Below are 20,941 nucleotides of genomic sequence, written 5' to 3' on the forward strand. Positions count from 1 at the left end.
TGGTGCGTTATGTACCGGTGAGGTGAGTCCATTTGGCTGGCTGCCCTCGCTCAAACAGGAGATTTCCATGACGAAAACCCGTTCTATCTATGCCATGGCCGCCTCGGCTGGCGTGGCGCTGGCATTGCTGGCCGGCACGGGCGCAGCCCAGGCCCGCGGCGACGTGAATTGGTCGGTTGGTATCGGCGTGCCCGGCGTGGTGGTGGGGGCCAGCAATGGCTACTACGCACCCGCCCCGGTGTACGTGGCCCCGCCGCCCGTGTACTACGCGCCACCCCGGCCCGTGTACTACACGCCGCCCCCAGCGTATTACGCCCCGCCACCCGTGGTGTACTACGGTGACCGTGGGTACCGCCACCATCGACACCATGACCACGGCTATCGTGGCCATGGACACAATCGCCATTGGGACCGTTGATCGGCGACGGGCCCGCGGGCCCGTCTGCTGATTGTTGCAACCAACCTCTTGGGCGCCAGTCGCTCACAGGCAGCGTCTTTGCACAGGCTGCCTTTTACAGCGGCCCTTCGGGGCCGCTTTTCTCGTGGGGCGTACCTGAAGGGGCCGGCGCGTGCGGGCCGCCGCATAATCGCGCACTCTGGCCCGCCAGCGTGGCAGGCGCCTAGCCCCGGAGTGCTGCATGTCTGTGAAGAAAAAAACCGTTTTTGTCCTGAATGGCCCCAACCTGAACCTGCTGGGCACGCGTGAACCCGCCGTGTATGGCGCAGCCACGCTGGCCGACGTGGAAAAGCTCTGTGCCGACGCGTGTGATCGCCACGGCTTCGCGTTGCGGTTCCATCAAAGCAACCACGAAGGCGCGCTGGTGGACTGGATTCACGAGGCCGGCCGCTTGCACGCGGCGGGCGAACTGGCGGGCGTGGTCATCAACGCCGGGGCCTACACCCACACCAGCATCGCCCTGCACGATGCCACCAAGGGCACGGGCATCACGCTGATCGAGCTGCATATCAGCAATGTGCACGCGCGCGAGGCCTACCGCCACCATTCGTACATGGCGGCGGCGGCCAAGGCGGTGATGTGCGGTTTTGGCGTGCTGGGCTACGGCCTGGCCATCGACGGCCTGGCGCAGTTGCTGGCGCAGCAGCCGCCCGCGGCCTGAGCCGCCGGGAAGTTCACTCTTCTTCTGCTGTTCCCGCGTTAACCGCACATTCCGGCTCCGGTACGACAGGGCAAACATGGCGCCACGACCGCTTGAGGTGCGCGAGGACGAGGTGGAGATCACCGCCATGCGTGCCCAGGGCGCGGGCGGACAGAACGTCAACAAGGTTTCCAGCGCGGTGCACCTGCGCTTTGACGTGGGCGCCTCCTCACTGCCCGGGGACGTGAAGGAGCGCCTGCTGGCCCTGCGCGACACCCGCATCACACAGGAAGGCGTGGTGGTCATCAAGGCCCAGCAGTACCGCAGCCAGGACCAAAACCGCAATGATGCGCTGGAGCGCTTGAACGCGCTGGTCAACAGCGTCGCGGTGCCGCCCCGCGTGCGGCGCGCCACCAAGCCTACCTATGGCTCCAAACAGCGGCGCCTGGAGGGCAAGACCCAGCGCGGCGAGACCAAGGCGCTGCGGGGCAGGGTGCGCGGTGGGGGGGATGGTTCGTGAGCGGAGTCTCGCCGCATTGGCACCATGGGTAGAACAATCTGTCTGGCGTACAGGGCTTGGTAGCGGGGCCCATCGGTCCTACATTCAAGGCATTACCGGATGGAGTTGCCATGTCTGCCACAGCCCAAACCCCCGCCACTGCCGCGCCCCACGGCGCCATTCCCGCGCTGTTCGTGTCGCACGGGGCACCCTTGTTTGCCATCGACGCCGGCACCACGGGCCCTGCGCTCACCCAGTGGGGCGAAAGCCTGAAGGGGCAATATCCCGGCCTGCGCGGCGTGGTGATCATGTCGCCGCACTGGATGGCGCGCTCCCTGCAGGTCATGACCGGGCCGCAGCCCGCCACCTGGCACGACTTTGGCGGTTTTCCACCCGCGCTGTACCAGCTGCAGTATCCCGCCAGCGGCTCCCCCGCGCTGGCGCAGGAGGTGCTGGGCCTGCTGCAGGCCGCGGGCATGGCCGCGCAGGGCGACGCGGCCCGTCCGTTTGACCACGGGGCCTGGGTGCCGCTGATGCACCTGTTTCCCGAGGCCGACCTGCCCGTGGTGCAGGTGGCGCTGCCCGTGGGCGCCGGCCCGGCCGAGGTGTATGCACTGGGCGCTGCGTTGCGCGGCCTGCGCAGCCAGGGCGTGCTGGTGGTCGGCTCGGGCAGCATGACGCACAACCTGGCCGAGTTCTTTGGCGGTGCCCGCGAGCCCGCGCCGTACGTGCTGGAGTTCAGCCGGTGGATCGAAGCAGCGCTGGCGCGCGGCGACGTCAGCGCGCTGCTCAACTACCGCAGCCAGGCCCCGCATGCCAGCCGCGCGCACCCGACCGAAGACCACTTCCTGCCCATCTTTTTTGCGCTGGGCGCCGCGGGCGACGACCTGCATGCCCACTACCTGAGCCGCGAGGTGATGTACAGCATGCTGTCGATGGACGCGTTCGCCCTGGAACCGGCGCATTGACCCGCAGGTTTTTTCATCCGTTCTCCATAAAAACTGCCCGAGGCGCCTGTCCATGCTCAACCTACCGCTCACCTTCTTGCAGCGCCCTGCTGCCGCCACCGCGCCCCGCCCCTGGTTGCTGGTGCTGATGCATGGGGTGGGCAGCAACGAACAGGACCTGTTCAGCCTGGCGCCCCATGTTCCCGAGCGCTTTCATGTGCTGAGCCTGCGTGCACCGTTTCGCATGGGGCCGGGCTCGCATGCGTGGTTCGACTTTTCCATCGAGCCCAGCGGGGAACGCACCATCAACGAAGCGCAGGAGGCCGAAAGCCGCGCGCTGGTCGCCAAGGCCATCGAATCTGCCGCCGAGCAGCTGGGCATTCCGCCCGAACGCGTGGTGGTGGGGGGCTTCAGCCAGGGCGGCATCATGGCGCTGTCGCTGCTGCTCACCCGGCCAGCGCTCATGCAGGCGGCGATGGTCTGGCACAGCCGCCTGCTGGCGCAGGTGGTGCCCCTGGCGGCGCCGCCCGATGCCCTGCGCGGCAAACAGCTGTGGCTGAGCCACGGCACGCACGACAACGTGATCCCGCTGGCCCATGCACAGGCCATCGCCCACCACATGGCGCCCTTGCCGGTGACGGTGGCGTACCACGAGTTCCCCAGCGCGCACGAGATCCGGCCCTCCGAGGTGGCGGCCACGGTGGCGTGGCTGGAGTCGCTGTCCACCACCCCCACGGCGTTTTAAGCGCGGGTTTCGGCGCGCGGCCTACATCGCGTTACCGGCGCGGTGGCCCGCGGGTTTCCAATCAAGCCCATCCCCACGTGGGATGGACAGGGAACGCCCGGCGCCGAAGCCGCTCGGACAAGGGTTGTTCCTGTTTTGAAGGAGACCCGATGCCCGATCAAGAGACTGCCGAGTTCCGCCCAACGCCGGAGCGCACATCCTCCTCCCCCTGGGTCATTGCCGCCGTGCTGGCCTGCGCGGTGGCCGCCGCAGCTGCCTGGTGGTTCTGGCTGCGCAAGGCAGAGCCGCCGGTTGCGCCGCCCCCCGTGGCGGCCGCGCCCGAAGCGCCCGTGGCTCCACCGCCCCTGCCCGAAGCCTCGGGGCCGCAGAACCCGGTCGATGCACTGGCCCCGGCGGAAACGCCCCTGCCCGCGCTGGCCGAATCTGACGCGCGCGTCGTCGAGCTGCTGTCTGGACTGGTGGGGCGCGACAAGCTCGCATCGTTCCTGATCACCGACGGCTTTGTCCGCCGCCTGGTGGCCACGGTGGACAACCTGGGCCGCGCCCAGGCCCCCTCGCGCATGTGGCCCGTGCAACCCATGCCGCAGCGGTTTGCGGTGGACGGCACAGGCGAAGCGCCCACCACCGTCGCGGCCGCCAATGCCGCGCGCTACAGCGCTTTTCTGGCCTTTGCCGAGGCCGTGCCGATGGAGTCCGCCGTGGCCTTGTATGCGCGGCTGTATCCGCTGTTCCAGCAGGCGTACGAAGAACTGGGCTACCCCAGGCGCTACTTCAACGACCGCCTGGTGGCCGTGCTGGACCACCTGCTGCTGGCGCCCGAACCCCAGGGCCCGCTGCGCGTGAAGCTCACGCCGGTGAATACCGATGTGCCGAACCTGCGCCCCTGGGTGCGCTACGAATTCGTGGACCCGGCGCTGGAATCGCTGTCCAGCGGACAGAAGATCCTGGTGCGCATGGGGCCCGCCAACGAGGCCCGCGCCAAGGCGCTGATCCGCGATCTGCGCAAGCGCGTGGCGACCGGCGAGATCGCACGCAAACCCGCGCAGTGAGGGGGCGGCGGGACCACCCGGCCCGTTGCCGGGTCGTGGGGGCCGATCAGGCGGCTGCCGGGCGCGGCCCGTGCCGCAGGGTCAGCAGGGTGCCCAGCGTGAGCGCCGCCAGCGCAAACGCCGGCCCGCCCAGCGCGCCCACATGGTCCACCATCAGGCCGCCGAAGATGGCGCCGCTGGCAATGGCGATCTGGAACGCCGCCACCAGCAGCCCGCCCGCGCCCTCGGCCTGGTCGGGCGCGGCCCGCACGATCCAGGTCTGGAAGCCCACCGGGAAGGCGCCGAACGCAAAACCCCACAGCGTGACGGCCACGGCCGTGATGGCCGCCGACTGCCCGGCCACCAGCAGCACGGCGGCCAGCGCGGCGATGACGGCACCGCCGGCCACGATGGCCTGGCGCTCGCTGCGCCCGGCGATCCAGCCGCCCACGAAGTTGCCGAAGAAACCGCCCACGCCGTAGCCCAGCAACACCGCCGTGATGGTGGCCACCGACAGGTGGGTGACCTGCTCCATCAGCGGGCGGATGTAGGTAAAGCCTGCGAAGTGCCCCGAGATGACCAGCAGCACGGCCAGCAGCGCCACGCGCACGGGCGGGCGGCGCAGCAGCTCGCCCAGCACCTTGAGGTTGGGGTTGTCGCGCGGGGGCAAGGCGGGCAGGGCCGCGAGCTGCACGGCCAGCGTGATCAGGCTGATGCCCCCCGCCGCGATGAAGGCGCTGCGCCAGCCCCACAGGTCGCCCATCCACGCGCCGATGGGCGCCGCGCAGACCGTGGCCACCGACACCCCGGTGAGGATGAAGGACATGGCCCGCGCGAACAGCGAGGCGGGCACCAGCCGCATGGCCAGCGCGGCCGACATGGACCAGAAGCCGCCCAGCGCCACGCCCAGCAGCACCCGCGCCACCAGCAGCGTGGCCAGGCTCCCGGCCAAGGCCGACATCGCGTTGGACAGCACCAGCAGCAGCGTGAAGGCGATCATCACCAAGCGCCGGTCGATGCGGCGCGTGAGCAGCGGCAGCGACGGGGCGGCCACGGCGGCCACCAGCGCCGTCACGGTGACGGCCTGGCCCGCGGCGCCATCGCTCACGCGCAGGTCGCTGGCCATGGCGGTGAGCAGGCTGGCGGGCAAGAATTCGGCCGTGACCAGTCCGAAGACACCCAGCGCCATGGAGGCCACGGCGGCCCAGCGTGCCTCGGTGGGCTCGGGGGTGGAATGCGGGGCTGGGTTGGCATCGGCCACGGCGCCCACCGGGGCGTCGAGACAGGCAGAGCAGGAAGGAGCAGAAGACACGGGAAAGGCCTTGGGATGGATGGAAAGCCATCGTAGGGATAAGATGGCGGCGTTTCCATGCCGTAAAAGCCGAGATGCTTGACTTTTTGTCCAAACCCTTCAACCAGATCCCCCAGCAGCCGTTCGCTGAGCCGCCGGACCTGCTGACCCAGATCCTGCTCGGCCTGCGCCTGGACGGCGTGGAGTATGGCCGCTGCGTGCTGCAGCCGCCGTGGGCCATCGCCTTCCCGGCGCAGCGCTCGGCCCGTTTCCACTTCGTGGGCCATGGCGGAGCCTGGCTGCGCACGCCGGGTACCGACTGGCAGCGCCTGAACCCAGGCGACGCGGTGCTGCTGCCGCACGGCAGCTTCCACGTGCTGGCCAGCTCGCCCGACGTGCCGCCAGTGGACATCGATTCGTTGGCGCGCAAGCCCGTGTCCGAGAACATCTACCTGGTGGACGGCCGCGATGCGGGCCACGCGCCCCTGGGGGCCCCCGTCGCGCCACCTCCGCCGCTGGCCCCCGACGTGCTGTTCAGCGGCGCGCTGCGCTTCAACCTCGACCCGCTGCACCCGCTGATGGCCATGATGCCGGCGGTGATGATGGCCGGCGACCTGGCCCGGCGCGACACCACCGTGCCGGTGCTGCTCGACGCCATGGAGCGCGAGGTGGAGCAGGACCGCATGGGCGCCTGCGCGATCCTCGCGCGCCTGGCCGATGCGCTGGCCGCCAGCATCATCCGCGCCTGGGTGGAGTGCAGCTGCAACAACCCCACGGGCTGGATCGCCGCCGTGCGCTGCCCGCGCATCGGCAAGGTGATCGCCGCCATCCACGCCGACCCCGAGCGCGACTGGAACGTGCCGCTGCTGGCCGACCTGATGGGCGCCTCGCGCTCGAGCTTTTCCGAATCGTTCACGCGCACCATGGGCGAGAGCCCGGCGCGCTACGTGGCCAAGGTCAAGATGTCGCAGGCGCGCCGCTGGATCGCGCGCGACGGCATGCGCGTGGCCGTGGCGGCCCACCGGCTGGGCTACGAGTCGGAGGCCTCGTTCAGCCGGGCGTACAAGCGCATCATTGGCCACCCGCCGAGCACTGCGCGGGCGGAGTGAAAAAAAGGGGCCCTACGCCCGGGGCAGCGGCAGCGCCGTCTTGTAGCGCACCTGCTTGAGCGCGAAGCTCGAGCGGATCTTTTCCACTCCGGTGATGGGGGCGAGGCGCTCCAGGATGAAGCGCTCCAGCGCCCCGATGTCGGGCACGGCCACGCGGATCAGGTAGTCGCTGTCGCCGCTCATCAGGTAGCACTCCATCACCTCGTCGTGCTCGGCGATGCGCTGCTCGAAGTCGCCCAGCGCCTCCTTGCTCTGCGTCTTCAGGCTGATGCTGATGAACACGTTGAGCCCCAGGCCCAGGGCGGCCGCGCTGGCCAGTGCCACGTATCGGCTGATGACGCCCGCGGCCTCCAGCGCCTTCACGCGCGCAAGGCACGGCGAGGGCGAGAGGTGCACGCGCCGCGCCAGCTCCACGTTGGACAGGGAACCGTCGGCCTGCAGCTCGGCCAGAATGCGCAAATCCAGGGTATCCAGCTTCATGTGCTGCAGTGTAGGCTGTTGGCCGCATGAAATGCTGTGATGGGCGCTTTGGTGGGCTACAACGGCATCCCATTCGGGGCGGCAATGGCTACAGTTGCGGCATGAACGCCCCCACCGCACACCACCACCTGCTCACGCCGGCATCGGCCGCACCGTTGGCCGATACGGACCCCGAAGAAACCGCCGAGTGGCGCGACGCCTTCCTGGCGCTGGTCGCCACCGAAGGCCCGGAGCGGGCGCGGCACATGCTGCAGGAACTGGTGCGCCTGGCGCGCGCGCAGCGCATCGGCTGGCAGCCGGACCTGAACACGCCGTATGTGAACACCGTGGCGGTGCAGGACCAGCCCGTCTTCCCCGGCGACCTCGCCATCGAGGAGCGCGTGGCTTCCATCGTGCGCTGGAACGCGCTGGCGATGGTGGTGCGCGCCAACCAGGCCTATGGCGAACTGGGCGGCCACATCGCCAGCTACGCCAGCGCGGCCGATCTTTTCGAGAGCGGCTTCAACCACTTCTTCCGCGCCCGTGAAGGCCTGGGCGAGGGGCAGCACCGGGGCGACTTGGTGTTCTTCCAGCCGCACAGCGCGCCGGGCGTGTATGCGCGGGCGTTCCTCGAAGGCCGCCTGTCCGAGCAGGACCTGAAACACTACCGCCAGGAGCTCACGGCGCCGGGCGCGGGTGCGCAGGGCCTGTCGAGCTACCCGCACCCCTGGCTGATGCCGGACTTCTGGCAGTTCCCCACGGGGTCGATGGGCATCGGTCCCATCAGCAGCATTTATCACGCGCGCTTCATGCGCTACCTCACGCACCGCAACCTGCTCGACTGCTCGGCGCGCAAGGTCTGGGGCGTGTTCGGCGATGGCGAGATGGACGAGCCCGAGAGCATGAGCGCGCTGACCCTGGCCGCGCGCGAGGGCCTCGACAACCTGGTCTGGGTGGTCAACTGCAACCTGCAGCGGCTGGACGGCCCGGTGCGCGGCAACGGCCGCATCATCGACGAGCTGGAGCGCCTGTTCGCCGGTGCGGGCTGGAACGTGGTCAAGCTCGTGTGGGGCAGCGACTGGGACGGCCTGTTCGCCCGCGACCTGACCGGTGCGCTGGTGCGCACGCTCGAAGGCACGGTGGACGGCCAGATGCAGACCTTTGCCGCCAAGGACGGGCGCTTCAACCGCGACAACTTCTTCGGCCAGAACCCCGAGCTGGCGGCCCTGGCCCAGGGCATGACGGACGAGCAGATCGATCGCTTGAAGCGCGGCGGGCACGACTTGGTGAAGATCCACGCCGCGTATGCCGCCGCCGCGCGCCACCAGGGCCAGCCCACGGTGATTTTGGCGCACACCAAGAAGGGCTACGGCATGGGCACGGCCGGCCAGGGCAAGATGACCACGCACAGCCAGAAGAAGCTCGACGAGACGGACCTCATCGAGTTCCGCAACCGCTTCAACCTGCCCCTGTCCGACGAGCAGGCCACCAGCCTCGCGTTCTTCAAGCCCGCCGAAGACAGCCCCGAGATGCGCTACCTGCGCGGCCACCGCCAGAACCTGGGCGGCTACCTGCCGCGCCGCGACACCACCTGCGACGCGCTGCCCGTGCCGGCCATCGCCAGCTACGCGCAGTTCGCGTTGCAGCCGCAGGCCAAGGAGATGAGCACCACCATGGCCTTCGTGCGCATGCTGGGCAGCTTGCTCAAGGACGCCACGCTGGGCCCGCGCATCGTGCCCATCGTGGCCGACGAGGCGCGCACCTTCGGCATGGCCAACCTGTTCAAGCAAGTCGGCATCTACAGCAGCGTGGGCCAGCGCTATGCGCCCGAGGACATCGGCTCGGTGCTGAGCTACCGCGAGGCGCTGGACGGCCAGATTCTGGAAGAAGGCATCAGCGAGGCCGGCGCCATCGCCAGCTGGACGGCCGCGGCCACCAGCTACAGCGTGCACGGCCTGGCCATGCTGCCGTTCTACATCTACTACTCGATGTTCGGCTTCCAGCGCGTGGGCGACGCCATCTGGGCCGCCGCAGACCAGCGTGCGCGCGGCTTCCTGCTGGGCGCCACCTCGGGCCGCACCACGCTGGGCGGCGAGGGCCTGCAGCACCAGGACGGCTCCAGCCACCTGGTAGCCGCCACCATCCCCAACTGCAAGGCCTACGACCCGGCCTACGCGGGCGAGATGGCCGTGATCATCGACGCCGGCATGCGCGAGATGGTGACCGAGCAGCGCGACGTCTTCTACTACGTGACGCTGATGAACGAGAACTACGCCCAGCCCGACCTGCCTGCCGATGCGGCAGAAGGTGTGCTGCGAGGTTGCTATGTTTTCAGGAGCTATCCGCGCTTGATGGACGGCCGTGAAGGGCCAATTTCATCCAAAAGCGTCACCCTGATGGGCTCCGGCGCCATCCTGACCGAGGTGGTCAAGGCCGCCGAACTGCTGGCAGGCGAGGGTGTGGACGTGACCGTGCTCAGCGTGACCAGCTGGAGCGAGCTGGCCCGCGACGGCGTGGCCTGCGAACAGCGTGCGCTGGAGGGGGAGGCGCGGCCCGGCGTGGCGTGGCTGACGCAGCAACTGGCGGGCACACGCGGCCCGGTGATTGCCGCCACCGACTATGTGCGCGCCGTGCCGGAGACCGTGCGCGCGTTCGTGCCGCAAGGCCGTCGCTTCGTCACATTGGGAACGGACGGTTTTGGGCGCAGCGATACGCGGGCGGCGCTGCGGGCGTTTTTTGGGGTGGACGCGGCGGCGGTGGCGCGCGCAGCCCGGTTTGCATTGGCGGGGTAGGGTGTGTGGACGGCGCCGCCACCTGGCCACCGCCACTTTGTGGCGCTTTCTTCACTGGCGGCGGTGGGGCGCATGACGCGGGGAACGGTCATGCACGTGCCACAGCGGGCCGCTTGAAAAACGCGTCCAGCACCGGCATCAGCGCCGGAAACTCCTGCGCGAACCGGTCCCGGTTCACAAAGTAGGCCTCGCAGGCCACGGCAAAGAATTCGGACTGCGATGTGGCCCCGTAGGCGTCCAGCCAGGGGCGTTCCGCGCCGAAGCGCTCGGCCAGGATCACGCGTTCTCGGAACTGTTCGTACGCGGGCTCCCAGGCGGCCCACCAGGCTTCGTAGGCCGCGCGCCCTGTGCGCGTGCCCATGAAGCCTGCGGGCAATGGCGGGCAGCCGTTGGGCTCGCCGCTGCGCATGTCGAGCTTGTGAACGAACTCGTGCACCACCACGTTGTGGCCGCGCTCAGTGTTCTCACGCCCGTTGGAGGCGTGTGCCCAGCTGAGCATGATGGGGCCGCGGTCCATGGCCTCGCCCAGCAGCACCTGCGTATGTTCATGCACCACACCGGCTTCGTCCACCGTCTTGCGGCGCGCCACGGCCTCGCCGGGGTGCAGCACGATGCCCACGAAATCGTCGTACCAGTCCAGCGCCTGGGCCGGGTCGCCCCAGTGCAGCAGGGGCAGGCAGGCCTGGGCCGCGATGTCGATGGCCATGGCATCGGTCACCACCAGGCCGTGCGCGCCGTGGAATTCCTTGTGGTGCAGGAAGAGGGCGCTGAGCGCGCGCAGCTTGGACTGGTCGTGCAGCGAGAGCGCCGCCAGGAACGGGTAGCGCTGCAGGGTCTGGAGCCACAGCGTGGCCGAGATGTCGGGCACGGGGGACACGGTGGCGCGGACACGGCTCCAGAGCCGGTGGAGGAGAGGGGGCATGGCGATCAGGCGGCGGGAGGTGAAGCCCCGCGCAGTTCAGGATCGCTGGTACTTGGGGGCCAGGGGCAGCCGTTCCAAGCCCACGCGGGACAAACGCAGTATTTCCGCGCGGGGCGGCAATGCGGCCGCGTCCCAGTCGCTGAGCACCACACGCCGCAAGCCGGGGGCCAGTGCGTGGTCGGCGGGACGGTGGGTGTGGCCGTGAATGAGCGTATGTGCCTGGGCCGCCTGCAGCCAGGCGATGGCAGCCGGGCCGTCCACGTCGGCATAGATGGCGCCCGATTGTTTGCGCGCCTCGCTCTCCTGGCGGATGCCGCGTGCCTGCGCGCGGCGCGTCGCCAGGGGCTGCGCCAGAAACTGCTGCTGCCACCCGGCACTGCGGGCCTGCACGCGAAAGCGCTGGTAGTCCACATCGTCCAGGCACAGCAGGTCGCCATGGCTCAGCACGAAGCGCTGGCCGTCAAACACCAGGACCGTCGGGTCCGCCAGGCCGGTGATGCCACACTGCGCAAGGAACGCAGGGCCCGCCAGGAAGTCGCGGTTGCCGTGCATGAAGTACACGGGCAGGCGCTGCGACGCCGCGCGCAGGGCCGCGCAGCCCTGGGCCTCGAAGCTGCCGGTTTCGCCGATGGCGTCGTCCCCCACCCAGACCTCGAACAGATCGCCCAGGATGAAGAGGGCATCCGCTTCGGTGCCGGCCAGGTAGTCCTGCCAGGCGGCCACGGTGGCAGGCTCGCTGGCCTGCAGGTGCAGGTCGGAAATGAAATCGACCGTGCGCCAGTGCGCGGGAGCGGCAAGCTCCTCGAACCGGGGCACGGTCGTCGTCACGGAGACGGAGGTCAGATCAACGCGAGATCAGAGTGCGACAGCCTTCTCGATGATCACGTCTTCCTTCGGCACATCGTCGTGGAAGCCCTTGCGGCCCGTCTTCACGGCCTTGATCTTGTCGACCACGTCGGCGCCGCCAACCACCTTGCCGAACACGGCATAGCCCCAGCCCTGGGCCGAGGGAGCGGTGTGGTTCAGGAAGCCGTTGTCGGCCACGTTGATGAAGAACTGGGCGGTGGCCGAGTGCGGGTCGCTGGTGCGGGCCATGGCCACGGTGTAGTTGGCGTTCTTCAGGCCGTTGTTGGCTTCGTTCTCGATGGGCGCGTCGGTGCCCTTTTGTGTCATGCCGGGCTCGAAGCCGCCGCCTTGCACCATGAAGCCGGGGATCACACGGTGGAAGATGGTGTTGTTGTAGTGGCCCTTGTTCACGTAGGCCAGGAAGTTCTCGACCGACTTGGGCGCCTTGGCGGCGTCGAGTTCGAGGGTGATGACGCCGTAGCCGGCGATGTGCAGTTCGACTTGGGGGTTGCTCATGGCAAGGGTTCTTTCAATCAGTCAATCAAAAATGGGTTACTTCACCAGGGTGGCGGAGTTGATGGTGACGGGGGCGGTGGGCACGTTCTGGTGCGGGCCCTTGTTGCCGGTGGCCACGGCCTTGATCTTGTCGACCACCTCGGTGCCGCTCACCACCTTGCCGAACACGGCATAGCCATGGCCGTCGGGGCTGGGAGCATTGAGCATCGCGTTGTCCTTCACGTTGATGAAGAACTGCGACGTGGCCGAGTTGGGGTTGCCTGAGCGCGCCATGGCGATGGTGTAGTTGTCGTTCTTGAGGCCGTTGCCGGCTTCCAGCGGAATCGGGGCCTTGGTGGGCTTGGGAATCAGGTCGGCCGTGTAGCCGCCGCCCTGGATCATGAAGCCGTCGATCACGCGGTGGAACACGGTGCCGTCGTAGTACTTGTCCTGCACGTAGGCCAGGAAGTTCTCGACCGTCTTGGGTGCCTTGGCGGGATCGAGCTGCACCACGATGTCGCCCATCGAGGTGGACAGCTTGACCTTGGGGGCATCTTGCGCCTGCACGGGTGCTGCAGAAAAGATAGCTGCCAGCGCAATGCTGGAAAGTGCCAGGGTCGAATTTCTTCTGGAAATCATCCAATCACTCCTTCAAAAAATATCTGCCATTGTTGGCCCCGCCGCGCCCAGTACTGGCGCTTGACGGGGCCCGTGCGGGCGCCTGCGGCGACTTCGCCGAACGTTACCACCATGGTGTCGGCGGAATCTGTCCAGCGCAGGTAAGACTTGTCCTTGAGGTGTAGTTCCCTGCCCCGCAATGCGCGGGTCTCGGCCTGGAGCACCTGGGACCACTCTTGCAGCGGTTTCTTGCGGTAGCTCTGGAAGTCCGGCGCGTAGAAACCCATCAGGCGGCTCATGTCGCCCTCGGTCTTGGCGCTGCGCCAGGCGTTGAGCACCGCGTCGAAGGATTTGCGGTCCGCCTGTACCGCGTGCGGTGCCACCCACTGCAGCTGGCGCGTGATGACCACGGGCGTGGAGCGGGGCTCCACCGTGCGCAGGATGCGTTCGAGGTCGGGATTGGCCAGCACCAGGCAGCCATCGGTGGCCAGGGGCGCGCGGGCAAACTGGTCGGGCGGCGTGCCGTGCAGCCAGATGCCGCCACCGGTCTTGCCCCGGCTCTGGTCCAGGGGGTTGGGGTAGTTGATGGGCAGCGCGCCCGCGCCGTAGAAGTCCTTGAGCGTGGCGGGGTCCAGCCGGCTGGTGATGAAGTAGACGCCCAGCGGGGTGCGCTGGTCGCCTTCCAGGTTCTTCTCGATGCCCAGCTTGCCGACAGAAGCGTAGTAGTCGGCGACCAGCTGCAGGCCCTTGGGGGTGTTCTCGAACAGGTACAGGCGCGAACGCGAGGCATCCACCGCGATGGCATGGCGGGAGCGGGGCGAGAGCTCCAGGAACTGCGCCGGGATGCTGTGCGCCGGGGGGCGGCTGCGCTGGGCATCCACGCGCTGGCGCGATTCGTTGCGCAGTTCTTCCAGCGTGGCAGCCGTCTGGATGCTGCGGGCCGAGTCGGGCTCGGGCACATCGCCCAGGCGGCGGATCGGCCGCGTGCGCGCCATCAACAGGTCGCCCACCACCAGTTGCGCCAGCTGGAAGTTGGGATAGTCGCGCGCCAGGGCCTCGGCCTGCGCCAGCGCCTCGCGGTGGCGGCCCTCGGCGATGAGCTGGTACACCACCATGAGGCGTGCCTCCGCCTGGCCATCGCGCAGGGCGGGTGCCGTGGAGCCCGCGGCTTGCATGGGCCGGACCGAGGTGACGGCCGCCGCGCCCCGGGACTTGGCGCTCTGGGGCAGCACCGGGGCTGCGTGCAGGAGCGCCGCCAGGCAAAGGGCGCCCGCCACGGCCGGGCGGCTTCGTGCGGACAACGCCACAAGCATGTGCGAAATCGTTTCAGGTCAGGTCAGGGCAGGGAGGCAGAAACAGCGCGCGCCGCCGCCATCGCAGGGCCGGCTGCGCCGCGCTTCGTCACGGTCAGCCGCCGGTGGATTCGCGGACGATGGTCCAGCGGCCGTTGTGGTTCACCATGTCCAGCGTCTTGCGGCTGGCGACATTGAGCGCATCGGCCGTGTAGGCCTGGCGGAAACGGGCCGTGGCCTTGTCGCCGTTGACCGCGACCGAGATGTCGGAGATCTGCACGCTGATCCTGGATTTTCCGACGATGCGCGCTTCACGCTCCTTTTCCCAGGCGGCACGGGTCTGGCGGCCGGGAGGATCGAATGACTTGTCGTAGGCGCCGAGGTAGGCGGCCATGTCCTTGGCGGACCAGGCGGCGGCCCAGGCCTGCACGGCCGCGGTAACGGCGGCCTGCAGGGACGCATCGCCGGCAGCGGCGGCGGGCGACGCGGCAACGGCCGGAGCGGGGGATGCCGCGGCAGCGGGTGCGGGCGCTGGCGCAGCAGGCGCCGGTGAAGGGGCTGCCACGGGCGCTGCGGCGGCGGGTGCCGTTGCGGCGGGCCGCTGCGTGGCCGCCACGGCTGGCGCCGGCGCGGGGGCCGCGGCCCCGGGGCGAGCGGGCTTGCCGGCGGCGGCTTCCGCAGTGAACAGCTCGCGGATCAGCGCCAGCTTGGGCTTGACGGAGCTGGCGTTGGCCGCATCCAGCTGCAGCGCCTTGTTGTAGGCCTGGCTGGCCAGCTTGGCATAGATGTCGCCCAGGTTCTCATGGGCGGTGGCGTAGCTCGGATTGGTGCGGATCGCCATTTCGAGCGCCGTGCGGGCCTTGTCCAGCTGGTTCTGGCTGGCATACAGCACCGCCAGATTGTTGTAGGGCTCGGGCAGCTCGGGATACTCTTCCGTGAGCTTGGTGAACGTGGTGATCGCATCGCCGGGCTTGCCCGAGTCCGCCTGCGCCACGCCGCGCAAGAAGCGCAGCTGTGGGTCGCGCGGGGCGGCGGCAAGGCGCTGGTCGGCCTTCACCAGGGCTTCGGCCGGCTTGCCGGCCTTGATCAGCTGGGTGATTTCCGCATAGTCGTCCGCATGGGCCGCACCGGTGCCCAGCAGCGCGGTCAGTGCCAGCAGGCGCAGCAGGTGGGGGAGGGTGCGTCGGACTTGCTTCATGGGGGATTCAAGGGTGTTGGGCAGCGTCTGTCCCGGGCGGGGGCTTATACTGCGGCGGATTGTAGCTGAGGGGGTTGTCATGACGGTGCGCTGTTGCCGCGGGTGATTTCGCTGGAGGCCCCTTGCTGGGCCAACTCCCTCCAGGGGCCTTTGCCCCCTGCTGCCGGGTGAACCTTTTTCACCCAACCACCCCATCCCCCGTGACTGAAATCCCATGAGTTTGCGCATCTACAACACGCTGTCGCGTGCATTGGAGGAGTTTTCCCCGCTCGAACCTGGCCATGTGCGCATGTACGTGTGCGGCATGACCATCTATGACCTGTGCCACATCGGCCACGCCCGCATGATGATGGCGTTCGATGTCGTGCAGCGCTGGCTGAAAAGCAGTGGCTACCGCGTCACCTATGTGCGCAACATCACGGACATTGACGACAAGATCATCAAGCGCGCGCTGGAGCGGGGCATCACCATCCGTGCCCTCACGGACGAGATGATCGCCGCCATGCACACCGACATCGCGGCGCTGGGCATCGAGCCCCCGTCGCTGGAGCCGCGCGCCACCGAATACGTGCCCCAGATGCTTTCGCTGATCGGCACGCTGGAAGGCAAGGGCCTGGCCTACCGCGCCGGCAATGGCGACGTGAACTACTCCGTGCGCAAGTTCGACGGCTACGGCAAGCTCTCGGGCAAGTCGCTCGACGAATTGCGCGCGGGTGAGCGCGTGGCCGTGCTCGATGGCAAGGAAGACCCGCTCGATTTCGTGTTGTGGAAAGCCTCCAAGCCCGAGGAGCCACCCGAGGCCAAGTGGGACAGCGAATTCGGCTCGGGCCGCCCCGGCTGGCACATCGAGTGCTCGGCCATGTGCGGCGCCACGCTGGGCGAGACCTTCGACATCCACGGCGGCGGCATGGACCTGCAGTTCCCGCACCACGAGAACGAGATCGCCCAGAGCGAAGGCGCCAATGGCAAGCCCCTGGCGCGCTTCTGGGTGCACAACGGCTTCGTGCGCGTGGACAACGAGAAGATGAGCAAGTCGCTGGGCAACTTCTTCACCATCCGCGACGTGCTGGCGAAGTACGACGCCGAGACGGTGCGGTTTTTCATCGTGCGGGCCCACTACCGCAGCGCCCTGAACTACAGCGATGCCCACCTGGACGACGCGCGCCAGGCCTTGAAGCGCCTGTACACCGCCCTGAACCTCGTGGCGCCCGCCGAGGTGGCGGCCATTGACTGGGCGGCGCCGCATGCCGCCCGCTTCAAGGCCGCGATGGACGAGGACTTCGGCACCCCCGAAGCCATGGCCGTGCTGTTCGACCTGGCCGGCGAGGTCAACAAGACCCGCTCTGCCGAACTGGCGGGGCTGCTCAAGGCGCTGGGCGGTTGCCTGGGGGTGCTGCAGGGCGACCCCAAGGCCTTCCTGCAGGCCGGGGCGGGCGGTATGGACGAAGCCGAAATCCAGGCCCGGATCGCCGCGCGCGCCGCTGCCAAGGCGGGCAAGGATTTCGCCGAGGCCGACCGCATCCGCAATGCATTGCTGGCCCAGGGCATCGTGCTCAAGGACTCCGCCGCTGGCACCACCTGGGAAGCCGCGCAGTGATCGTTGTGTTTGTCATGGAAAACGCCTGCTGGGCGGATGGGACGCCCGGTGGCAGCTTCTAAAAAGATAGCATCCGAAGTGCTCGTGGCCGAGCCGGCGCTGGCCACGCCCGACTACTGGGCGGAGGCCTGCAAGCACCTGGTCAAGAAGGACCGGGTGATGAAGCGCCTGATTCCCCAGTTTGGCGACGCGGCGCTGCAGACACGCGGCGATGCGTTCACCACGCTCGCGCGCTCCATCGTGGGCCAGCAGATCTCGGTGAAGGCCGCGCAGACCGTGTGGGAGCGCTTTGCCGCGATGCCCCGCAGCATGAAGCCCGCCAGCGTGCTCAAGCTCAAGATCGACGACATGCGGGCCGCGGGCCTGTCTGCGCGCAAGGTCGACTACCTGGTGGACCTGGCGATGCACTTCGAGGGCGGCAAGCTGCACGTGAAGGACTGGGCCGCGATGGATGACGAGGCCATCATTGCCGAACTGGTGGCCATCCGCGGCATCGGCCGCTGGACGGCCGAGATGTTCCTCATCTTCTACATGATGCGCCCCAACGTGCTGCCGCTGGACGACGTGGGGCTGATCACCGGCATCAGCCAGAATTACTTTTCGGGCGATCCGGTCAGCCGCAGCGATGCCCGCGAAGTGGCCGAGGCCTGGAAGCCCTGGTGCAGCGTGGCGACTTGGTATATTTGGCGATCGCTGGATCCGCTTCCCGTGGCGTACTGAGCGAGATGCCCCTGGGTACCCTTGCGCCGCGTGCCCGGGAGCGCCGCCAGCGCGGCGGCCCTCCTCGTGGGGCGCGCCCGTTTCGTGGGCTGTAGGTGGTGCGCAGCGCCCGGGACAGCGGACTTTTTATTTGTTGGACAAGCGTCATACCAAACTCGTAACGCGTCGGTTACAGTGCGTGCCATTCGTGGCGCCCGCACCCCGGCGCGCCCCAAGGAGAACAACGTTGGCGAAAAAGACCTTTCTGGATTTCGAGCAGCCGATTGCCGAACTCGAATCCAAAATCGAAGAACTGCGCTACGTGCAGACCGAGAGTGCCGTCGATATCTCGGAAGAGATCGACCAGCTGAGCAAGAAAAGCCAGCAGCTCACCAAGGACATCTACAGCGAGCTGTCGCCCTGGCAGATCACCAAGATCGCCCGCCACCCCGAGCGCCCCTACACGCTCGACTACGTGCGCGACATCTTCACCGACTTCGTGGAGCTGCACGGCGATCGCCACTACGCGGACGACCTGTCCATCGTGGGGGGGCTGGCACGCTTCAACGGCCATGCCTGCATGGTGCTGGGCCACCAGAAGGGGCGCGACACCAAGGAGCGCGCGATGCGCAACTTCGGCATGAGCAAGCCCGAGGGCTACCGCAAGGCCCTGCGCCTCATGAAGACGGCCGAGAAATTCAAGCTGCCCGTGTTCACCTTTGTGGACACGCCCGGCGCCTACCCTGGCATCGATGCCGAGGAACGCGGCCAGTCCGAGGCCATCGGCCGGAACATCTTCGAGATGGCGCAACTCGAAGTGCCCATCATCACCACCATCATCGGCGAGGGCGGCTCCGGCGGCGCGCTGGCGATCAGCGTGGCTGACCAGGTGGTGATGCTGCAGTACGCCATCTACTCCGTGATCAGCCCCGAAGGCTGCGCCTCCATCCTCTGGAAAACCAGCGAAAAAGCGCAGGAAGCCGCCGATGCCCTGGGCATCACCGCCCACCGCCTGAAAGCGCTGGGCCTGGTGGACAAGATCGTCAGCGAGCCCGTGGGCGGCGCCCACCGCGACCACAAGCAGATGGCGGCCTTCCTCAAGCGCGCGCTGGGCGATGCGTTCCGCCAGGTGGCGGACCTGAAGACGAAGGACCTGCTGGACCGCCGCTATGACCGCCTGCAAAGCTACGGCCGGTTCAGCGACACCAAGGCGGAGAGCCGCTGACGGTTCCGGGGACGCTTTCCTGCCCACCACCAACGGCCCTGCGGGGCCGTTGGTGCTTCTGGCCAGGGTTCTCCGCCCTTGCCGTGGCCGGGAGGCGCCGATAATCGGCCGCCATGTGCCGCCGCCCCCTTGTTGCCCTTGTTGTTGTTGACGCCGCCACAGGTTCCTGGCCCTTGCCCTGGCGCCACGGGGAGGCATGGACATGACCTTGTCCTTCGACGCGGCCATGCAGGCCTTCGAGCCTGCGCTGCCCCTGGCGGTCGGATTCAGCGGCGGTGCGGATTCCACGGCGCTGCTGCTGGCATGCGCCCGGCGCTGGCCTGGCCAGGTGCGGGCGATCCACGTGCACCATGGCTTGCAGCCAGCGGCTGACGGTTTTGCGCGGCACTGCGAAGACCTGTGCCAAGCCCTGGATGTGCCGCTGGCGGTGCAGCGCCCGGACGCCCGCCACGCGCCGGGGCAAAGCCCGGAAGACGCTGCACGGCAGGCAAGGTACAAGGCATTTGAGGCGGTAGCGCTTGCCAGTAAAGCGCATAATGCTATTAAATCAATAGCAATCGCGCAACACGCGGATGACCAGGTCGAAACGCTCGTGCTGGCCCTGTCGCGCGGGGCCGGTGTGGCCGGGCTGGCGGCGATGCCCGCCCGCTGGCGCCGCGCGGGCATTGACTGGTACCGCCCCCTGCTGCGGGTGGCCGGGGCTGACGTGCGCCAGTGGCTGCGGGCACAGGGGCAGGGGTGGGTGGAAGACCCGACCAATGCCGATGAGCGCTTCACGCGCAACCGCATCCGCGCGAGGATCTTGCCCGTGCTGGAGGCCGCATTCCCTGCGTTTCGCGACACCTTTGCGCGGTCCGCCCAGCATGCGGCGCAGGCGGACGAACTGCTGGAAGAACTTGCACTGCAGGACCTGGCCATCGTGGGCGCACCGCCGCGCATCCGGGCCTTGCAGGGCCTGAGCCGCGCCCGGCAGGCCAATGTGCTGCGCCACTGGCTGCGCGTCGAGCACCACACCACGGCGGCCGCGGCGCAATTGAATGAACTGCTCGACCAGGTGCAGTCGTGCACCACACGCGGCCACCGCATCCACATCAAGGTCGGGCATGGTTTTGCCGTCCGGTCCGGGCCGGAACTCGATTGGTACAGTCCAGAGGTGTTGGCCCCCTGACCGCACGAACCACGGCGGCGCGCCGGGGCAGTGTCCTTCAGTGTGGTCGAAACTCGAAGCCTGCGGGCGGTGAGTTTCGAGGAAAAGCTCGAAATGGCGAGCCTGGGCAGCAAGTTGCCGAAGATCCGCTGGGTGGAGCTCGCGGGCAAATACAACAAAAGTGAGGTCCATGCGCGGGCTGTCCAGCTTCACGCCCTGGTGCATCGACGTCAACGAAGAAGCCAGGTCCGCACGCGGATCACTTTTGAGAAAGACAAAAAAATGGAACAAGCCGTCGTATCCGGCATCACATTCAACCGCGACGAAGCCAAGATCTCCGTGCTGGGCGTGCCCGACAAGCCGGGCATCGCCCACCAGATCCTGGGCGCCGTGGCCGATGCCAACATCGAGGTCGACGTGATCATCCAGAACGTGGGCAAGGACGGCAAGACCAACTTCAGCTTCACCGTGCACCGCAACGATTGCGCGCGCACCGTCGAGCTGCTCAAGGAGAAAGTGGTGTCCGTGCTGGGCGCGCAGGAGGTCGTGGGCGACACCAGCTGCTGCAAGGTGAGCATCGTCGGCAGCGGCATGCGCAGCCACGTGGGCGTGGCGAGCAAGATGTTCCGCACGCTGCGCGAGGAGGGCATCAACATCCAGATGATCTCTACCTCCGAGATCAAGACCTCCGTCGTGATCGACGAGGAGTACGTCGAACTGGCCGTGCGCAGCCTGCACAAGGCGTTCGAGCTGGACCAGCAAGCCGCCTCACCCGCCAGAAGCGCCCCGGAAATGGGGCATAATAGCGGGATTGGAAACGTGACCGAGTGGCCGAAGGTGCTCCCCTGCTAAGGGAGTATGGGGTGTAGAGCCTCATCGAGGGTTCGAATCCCTCCGTTTCCGCCAGAGCTAAAAAAACCCGCCCTAAACCAGCG

General features: G+C 68.1%; 20 protein-coding genes, 1 tRNA gene and 1 pseudogene. 14 read left to right on the plus strand and 8 right to left on the minus strand.

Annotation, left to right across the window (positions count from 1 at the left end; all coding sequences use genetic code 11):
- Nucleotides 1-67 precede the first annotated feature (67 nt).
- From ACAM51_RS23110 to ACAM51_RS23135, 6 genes are all read left to right on the plus strand, one after another.
- Nucleotides 68-418: a hypothetical protein gene (locus tag ACAM51_RS23110; protein WP_218340729.1), complete on the plus strand. Its 351-nt coding sequence runs from the start codon at nt 68-70 to the stop codon at nt 416-418.
- A gap of 220 nt (nt 419-638) precedes the next feature.
- A complete protein-coding gene (locus ACAM51_RS23115; protein ID WP_218294011.1) occupies nt 639-1,118 on the plus strand; it encodes a type II 3-dehydroquinate dehydratase in 480 nt (159 codons plus the stop codon).
- 76 nt (nt 1,119-1,194) lie between these two features.
- Nucleotides 1,195-1,617: an alternative ribosome rescue aminoacyl-tRNA hydrolase ArfB gene (gene arfB / locus ACAM51_RS23120; RefSeq protein WP_218294012.1), complete on the plus strand. Its 423-nt coding sequence runs from the start codon at nt 1,195-1,197 to the stop codon at nt 1,615-1,617.
- Nucleotides 1,618-1,727: 110 nt separating this feature from the next.
- Nucleotides 1,728-2,564, plus strand: a complete 837-nt coding sequence (locus tag ACAM51_RS23125) for a class III extradiol ring-cleavage dioxygenase (RefSeq protein WP_218340730.1) — start codon at nt 1,728-1,730, stop codon at nt 2,562-2,564.
- 52 nt (nt 2,565-2,616) lie between these two features.
- Nucleotides 2,617-3,288, plus strand: coding sequence for an alpha/beta hydrolase (locus ACAM51_RS23130; RefSeq protein ID WP_369641962.1), 672 nt, complete (start codon nt 2,617-2,619; stop codon nt 3,286-3,288).
- A 149-nt stretch (nt 3,289-3,437) separates the two neighbouring features.
- The gene (locus tag ACAM51_RS23135; RefSeq protein WP_369641963.1) at nt 3,438-4,337 is read left to right on the plus strand and encodes a DUF3014 domain-containing protein; all 900 of its coding nucleotides are present in this window, start codon (nt 3,438-3,440) and stop codon (nt 4,335-4,337) included.
- A gap of 46 nt (nt 4,338-4,383) precedes the next feature.
- Here the strand turns inward: ACAM51_RS23135 and ACAM51_RS23140 are convergent, their stop codons facing one another.
- Entirely contained in the window at nt 4,384-5,577 is a 1,194-nt protein-coding gene (locus ACAM51_RS23140; protein ID WP_369643874.1) for an MFS transporter, read from the minus strand.
- A gap of 125 nt (nt 5,578-5,702) precedes the next feature.
- Between ACAM51_RS23140 and ACAM51_RS23145 the strand changes: the two genes are divergently transcribed.
- Nucleotides 5,703-6,716 (plus strand): AraC family transcriptional regulator, encoded by a 1,014-nt coding sequence (locus ACAM51_RS23145; protein ID WP_369641964.1) that lies wholly within the window; start codon nt 5,703-5,705, stop codon nt 6,714-6,716.
- A 12-nt stretch (nt 6,717-6,728) separates the two neighbouring features.
- Here ACAM51_RS23145 and ACAM51_RS23150 read toward each other — a convergent pair whose 3' ends face one another.
- Entirely contained in the window at nt 6,729-7,196 is a 468-nt protein-coding gene (locus ACAM51_RS23150) for an Lrp/AsnC family transcriptional regulator (protein ID WP_218340734.1), read from the minus strand.
- Nucleotides 7,197-7,297: 101 nt separating this feature from the next.
- On the opposite strand from ACAM51_RS23150, the gene mdeB reads away from it, so the two are divergent.
- Nucleotides 7,298-9,967 carry an alpha-ketoglutarate dehydrogenase gene (gene mdeB, locus ACAM51_RS23155; RefSeq protein WP_369641965.1) on the plus strand — a complete coding sequence of 890 codons (2,670 nt, stop codon included), beginning with the start codon at nt 7,298-7,300 and terminating at the stop codon, nt 9,965-9,967.
- Nucleotides 9,968-10,055: 88 nt separating this feature from the next.
- Here the strand turns inward: mdeB and ACAM51_RS23160 are convergent, their stop codons facing one another.
- From ACAM51_RS23160 to ACAM51_RS23185, 6 genes are all read right to left on the minus strand, one after another.
- Complete coding sequence (locus ACAM51_RS23160; RefSeq protein WP_369641966.1) at nt 10,056-10,889, minus strand: zinc-dependent peptidase; 834 nt, start codon at nt 10,887-10,889, stop codon at nt 10,056-10,058.
- A 36-nt stretch (nt 10,890-10,925) separates the two neighbouring features.
- Nucleotides 10,926-11,717, minus strand: a complete 792-nt coding sequence (locus tag ACAM51_RS23165) for a UDP-2,3-diacylglucosamine diphosphatase (RefSeq protein ID WP_369641967.1) — start codon at nt 11,715-11,717, stop codon at nt 10,926-10,928.
- Nucleotides 11,718-11,744: 27 nt separating this feature from the next.
- Nucleotides 11,745-12,251, minus strand: coding sequence for a peptidylprolyl isomerase (locus ACAM51_RS23170; RefSeq protein WP_218294021.1), 507 nt, complete (start codon nt 12,249-12,251; stop codon nt 11,745-11,747).
- 36 nt (nt 12,252-12,287) lie between these two features.
- Nucleotides 12,288-12,869, minus strand: a complete 582-nt coding sequence (locus ACAM51_RS23175; protein WP_369641968.1) for a peptidylprolyl isomerase — start codon at nt 12,867-12,869, stop codon at nt 12,288-12,290.
- Nucleotides 12,866-14,161, minus strand: a complete 1,296-nt coding sequence (locus ACAM51_RS23180; protein WP_369641969.1) for a L,D-transpeptidase family protein — start codon at nt 14,159-14,161, stop codon at nt 12,866-12,868. The genes ACAM51_RS23175 and ACAM51_RS23180 overlap by 4 nt, the downstream gene beginning before the upstream one ends.
- Nucleotides 14,162-14,255: 94 nt before the next feature.
- The gene (locus ACAM51_RS23185; protein ID WP_369641970.1) at nt 14,256-15,338 is read right to left on the minus strand and encodes a tetratricopeptide repeat protein; all 1,083 of its coding nucleotides are present in this window, start codon (nt 15,336-15,338) and stop codon (nt 14,256-14,258) included.
- Between the two features lie 214 nt (nt 15,339-15,552).
- Here ACAM51_RS23185 and cysS point away from each other — a divergent pair, with 214 nt between their 5' ends.
- From cysS to ACAM51_RS23215, 6 genes and pseudogenes are all read left to right on the plus strand, one after another.
- Nucleotides 15,553-16,935, plus strand: a complete 1,383-nt coding sequence (gene cysS / locus ACAM51_RS23190; protein ID WP_369641971.1) for a cysteine--tRNA ligase — start codon at nt 15,553-15,555, stop codon at nt 16,933-16,935.
- 36 nt (nt 16,936-16,971) lie between these two features.
- Nucleotides 16,972-17,655 (plus strand): DNA-3-methyladenine glycosylase, encoded by a 684-nt coding sequence (locus ACAM51_RS23195; protein WP_255591346.1) that lies wholly within the window; start codon nt 16,972-16,974, stop codon nt 17,653-17,655.
- Between the two features lie 226 nt (nt 17,656-17,881).
- On the plus strand, nt 17,882-18,859 hold the full coding sequence (locus ACAM51_RS23200; RefSeq protein WP_218294027.1) for an acetyl-CoA carboxylase carboxyltransferase subunit alpha: 978 nt from the start codon (nt 17,882-17,884) through the stop codon (nt 18,857-18,859).
- A gap of 202 nt (nt 18,860-19,061) precedes the next feature.
- Complete coding sequence (tilS, locus tag ACAM51_RS23205; protein WP_369641972.1) at nt 19,062-20,027, plus strand: tRNA lysidine(34) synthetase TilS; 966 nt, start codon at nt 19,062-19,064, stop codon at nt 20,025-20,027.
- A 69-nt stretch (nt 20,028-20,096) separates the two neighbouring features.
- Nucleotides 20,097-20,774, plus strand: a pseudogene (locus tag ACAM51_RS23210) (ACT domain-containing protein); the annotation flags it as partial.
- A 45-nt stretch (nt 20,775-20,819) separates the two neighbouring features.
- Nucleotides 20,820-20,912: transfer RNA gene (locus ACAM51_RS23215), tRNA-Ser, on the plus strand.
- The last annotated feature ends 29 nt before the right edge of the window (nt 20,913-20,941 follow it).

It is taken from the genome of Acidovorax sp. A79 (assembly GCF_041154505.1).
Taxonomy (GTDB): Bacteria; Pseudomonadota; Gammaproteobacteria; order Burkholderiales; family Burkholderiaceae_C; genus Acidovorax.

What these genes read in the sequence shown, in the direction of transcription:
- ACAM51_RS23110 (WP_218340729.1), top strand. Translation starts at nt 68, where the DNA reads ATGACGAAAACCCGTTCTATCTATGCCATGGCCGCCTCGGCTGGCGTG.
- ACAM51_RS23115 (WP_218294011.1), top strand. Translation starts at nt 639, where the DNA reads ATGTCTGTGAAGAAAAAAACCGTTTTTGTCCTGAATGGCCCCAACCTG.
- arfB (WP_218294012.1), top strand. Translation starts at nt 1,195, where the DNA reads ATGGCGCCACGACCGCTTGAGGTGCGCGAGGACGAGGTGGAGATCACC.
- ACAM51_RS23125 (WP_218340730.1), top strand. Translation starts at nt 1,728, where the DNA reads ATGTCTGCCACAGCCCAAACCCCCGCCACTGCCGCGCCCCACGGCGCC.
- ACAM51_RS23130 (WP_369641962.1), top strand. Translation starts at nt 2,617, where the DNA reads ATGCTCAACCTACCGCTCACCTTCTTGCAGCGCCCTGCTGCCGCCACC.
- ACAM51_RS23135 (WP_369641963.1), top strand. Translation starts at nt 3,438, where the DNA reads ATGCCCGATCAAGAGACTGCCGAGTTCCGCCCAACGCCGGAGCGCACA.
- ACAM51_RS23145 (WP_369641964.1), top strand. Translation starts at nt 5,703, where the DNA reads ATGCTTGACTTTTTGTCCAAACCCTTCAACCAGATCCCCCAGCAGCCG.
- ACAM51_RS23150 (WP_218340734.1), bottom strand. Translation starts at nt 7,196, where the DNA reads ATGAAGCTGGATACCCTGGATTTGCGCATTCTGGCCGAGCTGCAGGCC.
- mdeB (WP_369641965.1), top strand. Translation starts at nt 7,298, where the DNA reads ATGAACGCCCCCACCGCACACCACCACCTGCTCACGCCGGCATCGGCC.
- ACAM51_RS23160 (WP_369641966.1), bottom strand. Translation starts at nt 10,889, where the DNA reads ATGCCCCCTCTCCTCCACCGGCTCTGGAGCCGTGTCCGCGCCACCGTG.
- ACAM51_RS23170 (WP_218294021.1), bottom strand. Translation starts at nt 12,251, where the DNA reads ATGAGCAACCCCCAAGTCGAACTGCACATCGCCGGCTACGGCGTCATC.
- ACAM51_RS23175 (WP_369641968.1), bottom strand. Translation starts at nt 12,869, where the DNA reads ATGATTTCCAGAAGAAATTCGACCCTGGCACTTTCCAGCATTGCGCTG.
- ACAM51_RS23180 (WP_369641969.1), bottom strand. Translation starts at nt 14,161, where the DNA reads ATGCTTGTGGCGTTGTCCGCACGAAGCCGCCCGGCCGTGGCGGGCGCC.
- ACAM51_RS23185 (WP_369641970.1), bottom strand. Translation starts at nt 15,338, where the DNA reads ATGAAGCAAGTCCGACGCACCCTCCCCCACCTGCTGCGCCTGCTGGCA.
- cysS (WP_369641971.1), top strand. Translation starts at nt 15,553, where the DNA reads ATGAGTTTGCGCATCTACAACACGCTGTCGCGTGCATTGGAGGAGTTT.
- ACAM51_RS23195 (WP_255591346.1), top strand. Translation starts at nt 16,972, where the DNA reads ATGGGACGCCCGGTGGCAGCTTCTAAAAAGATAGCATCCGAAGTGCTC.
- tilS (WP_369641972.1), top strand. Translation starts at nt 19,062, where the DNA reads ATGACCTTGTCCTTCGACGCGGCCATGCAGGCCTTCGAGCCTGCGCTG.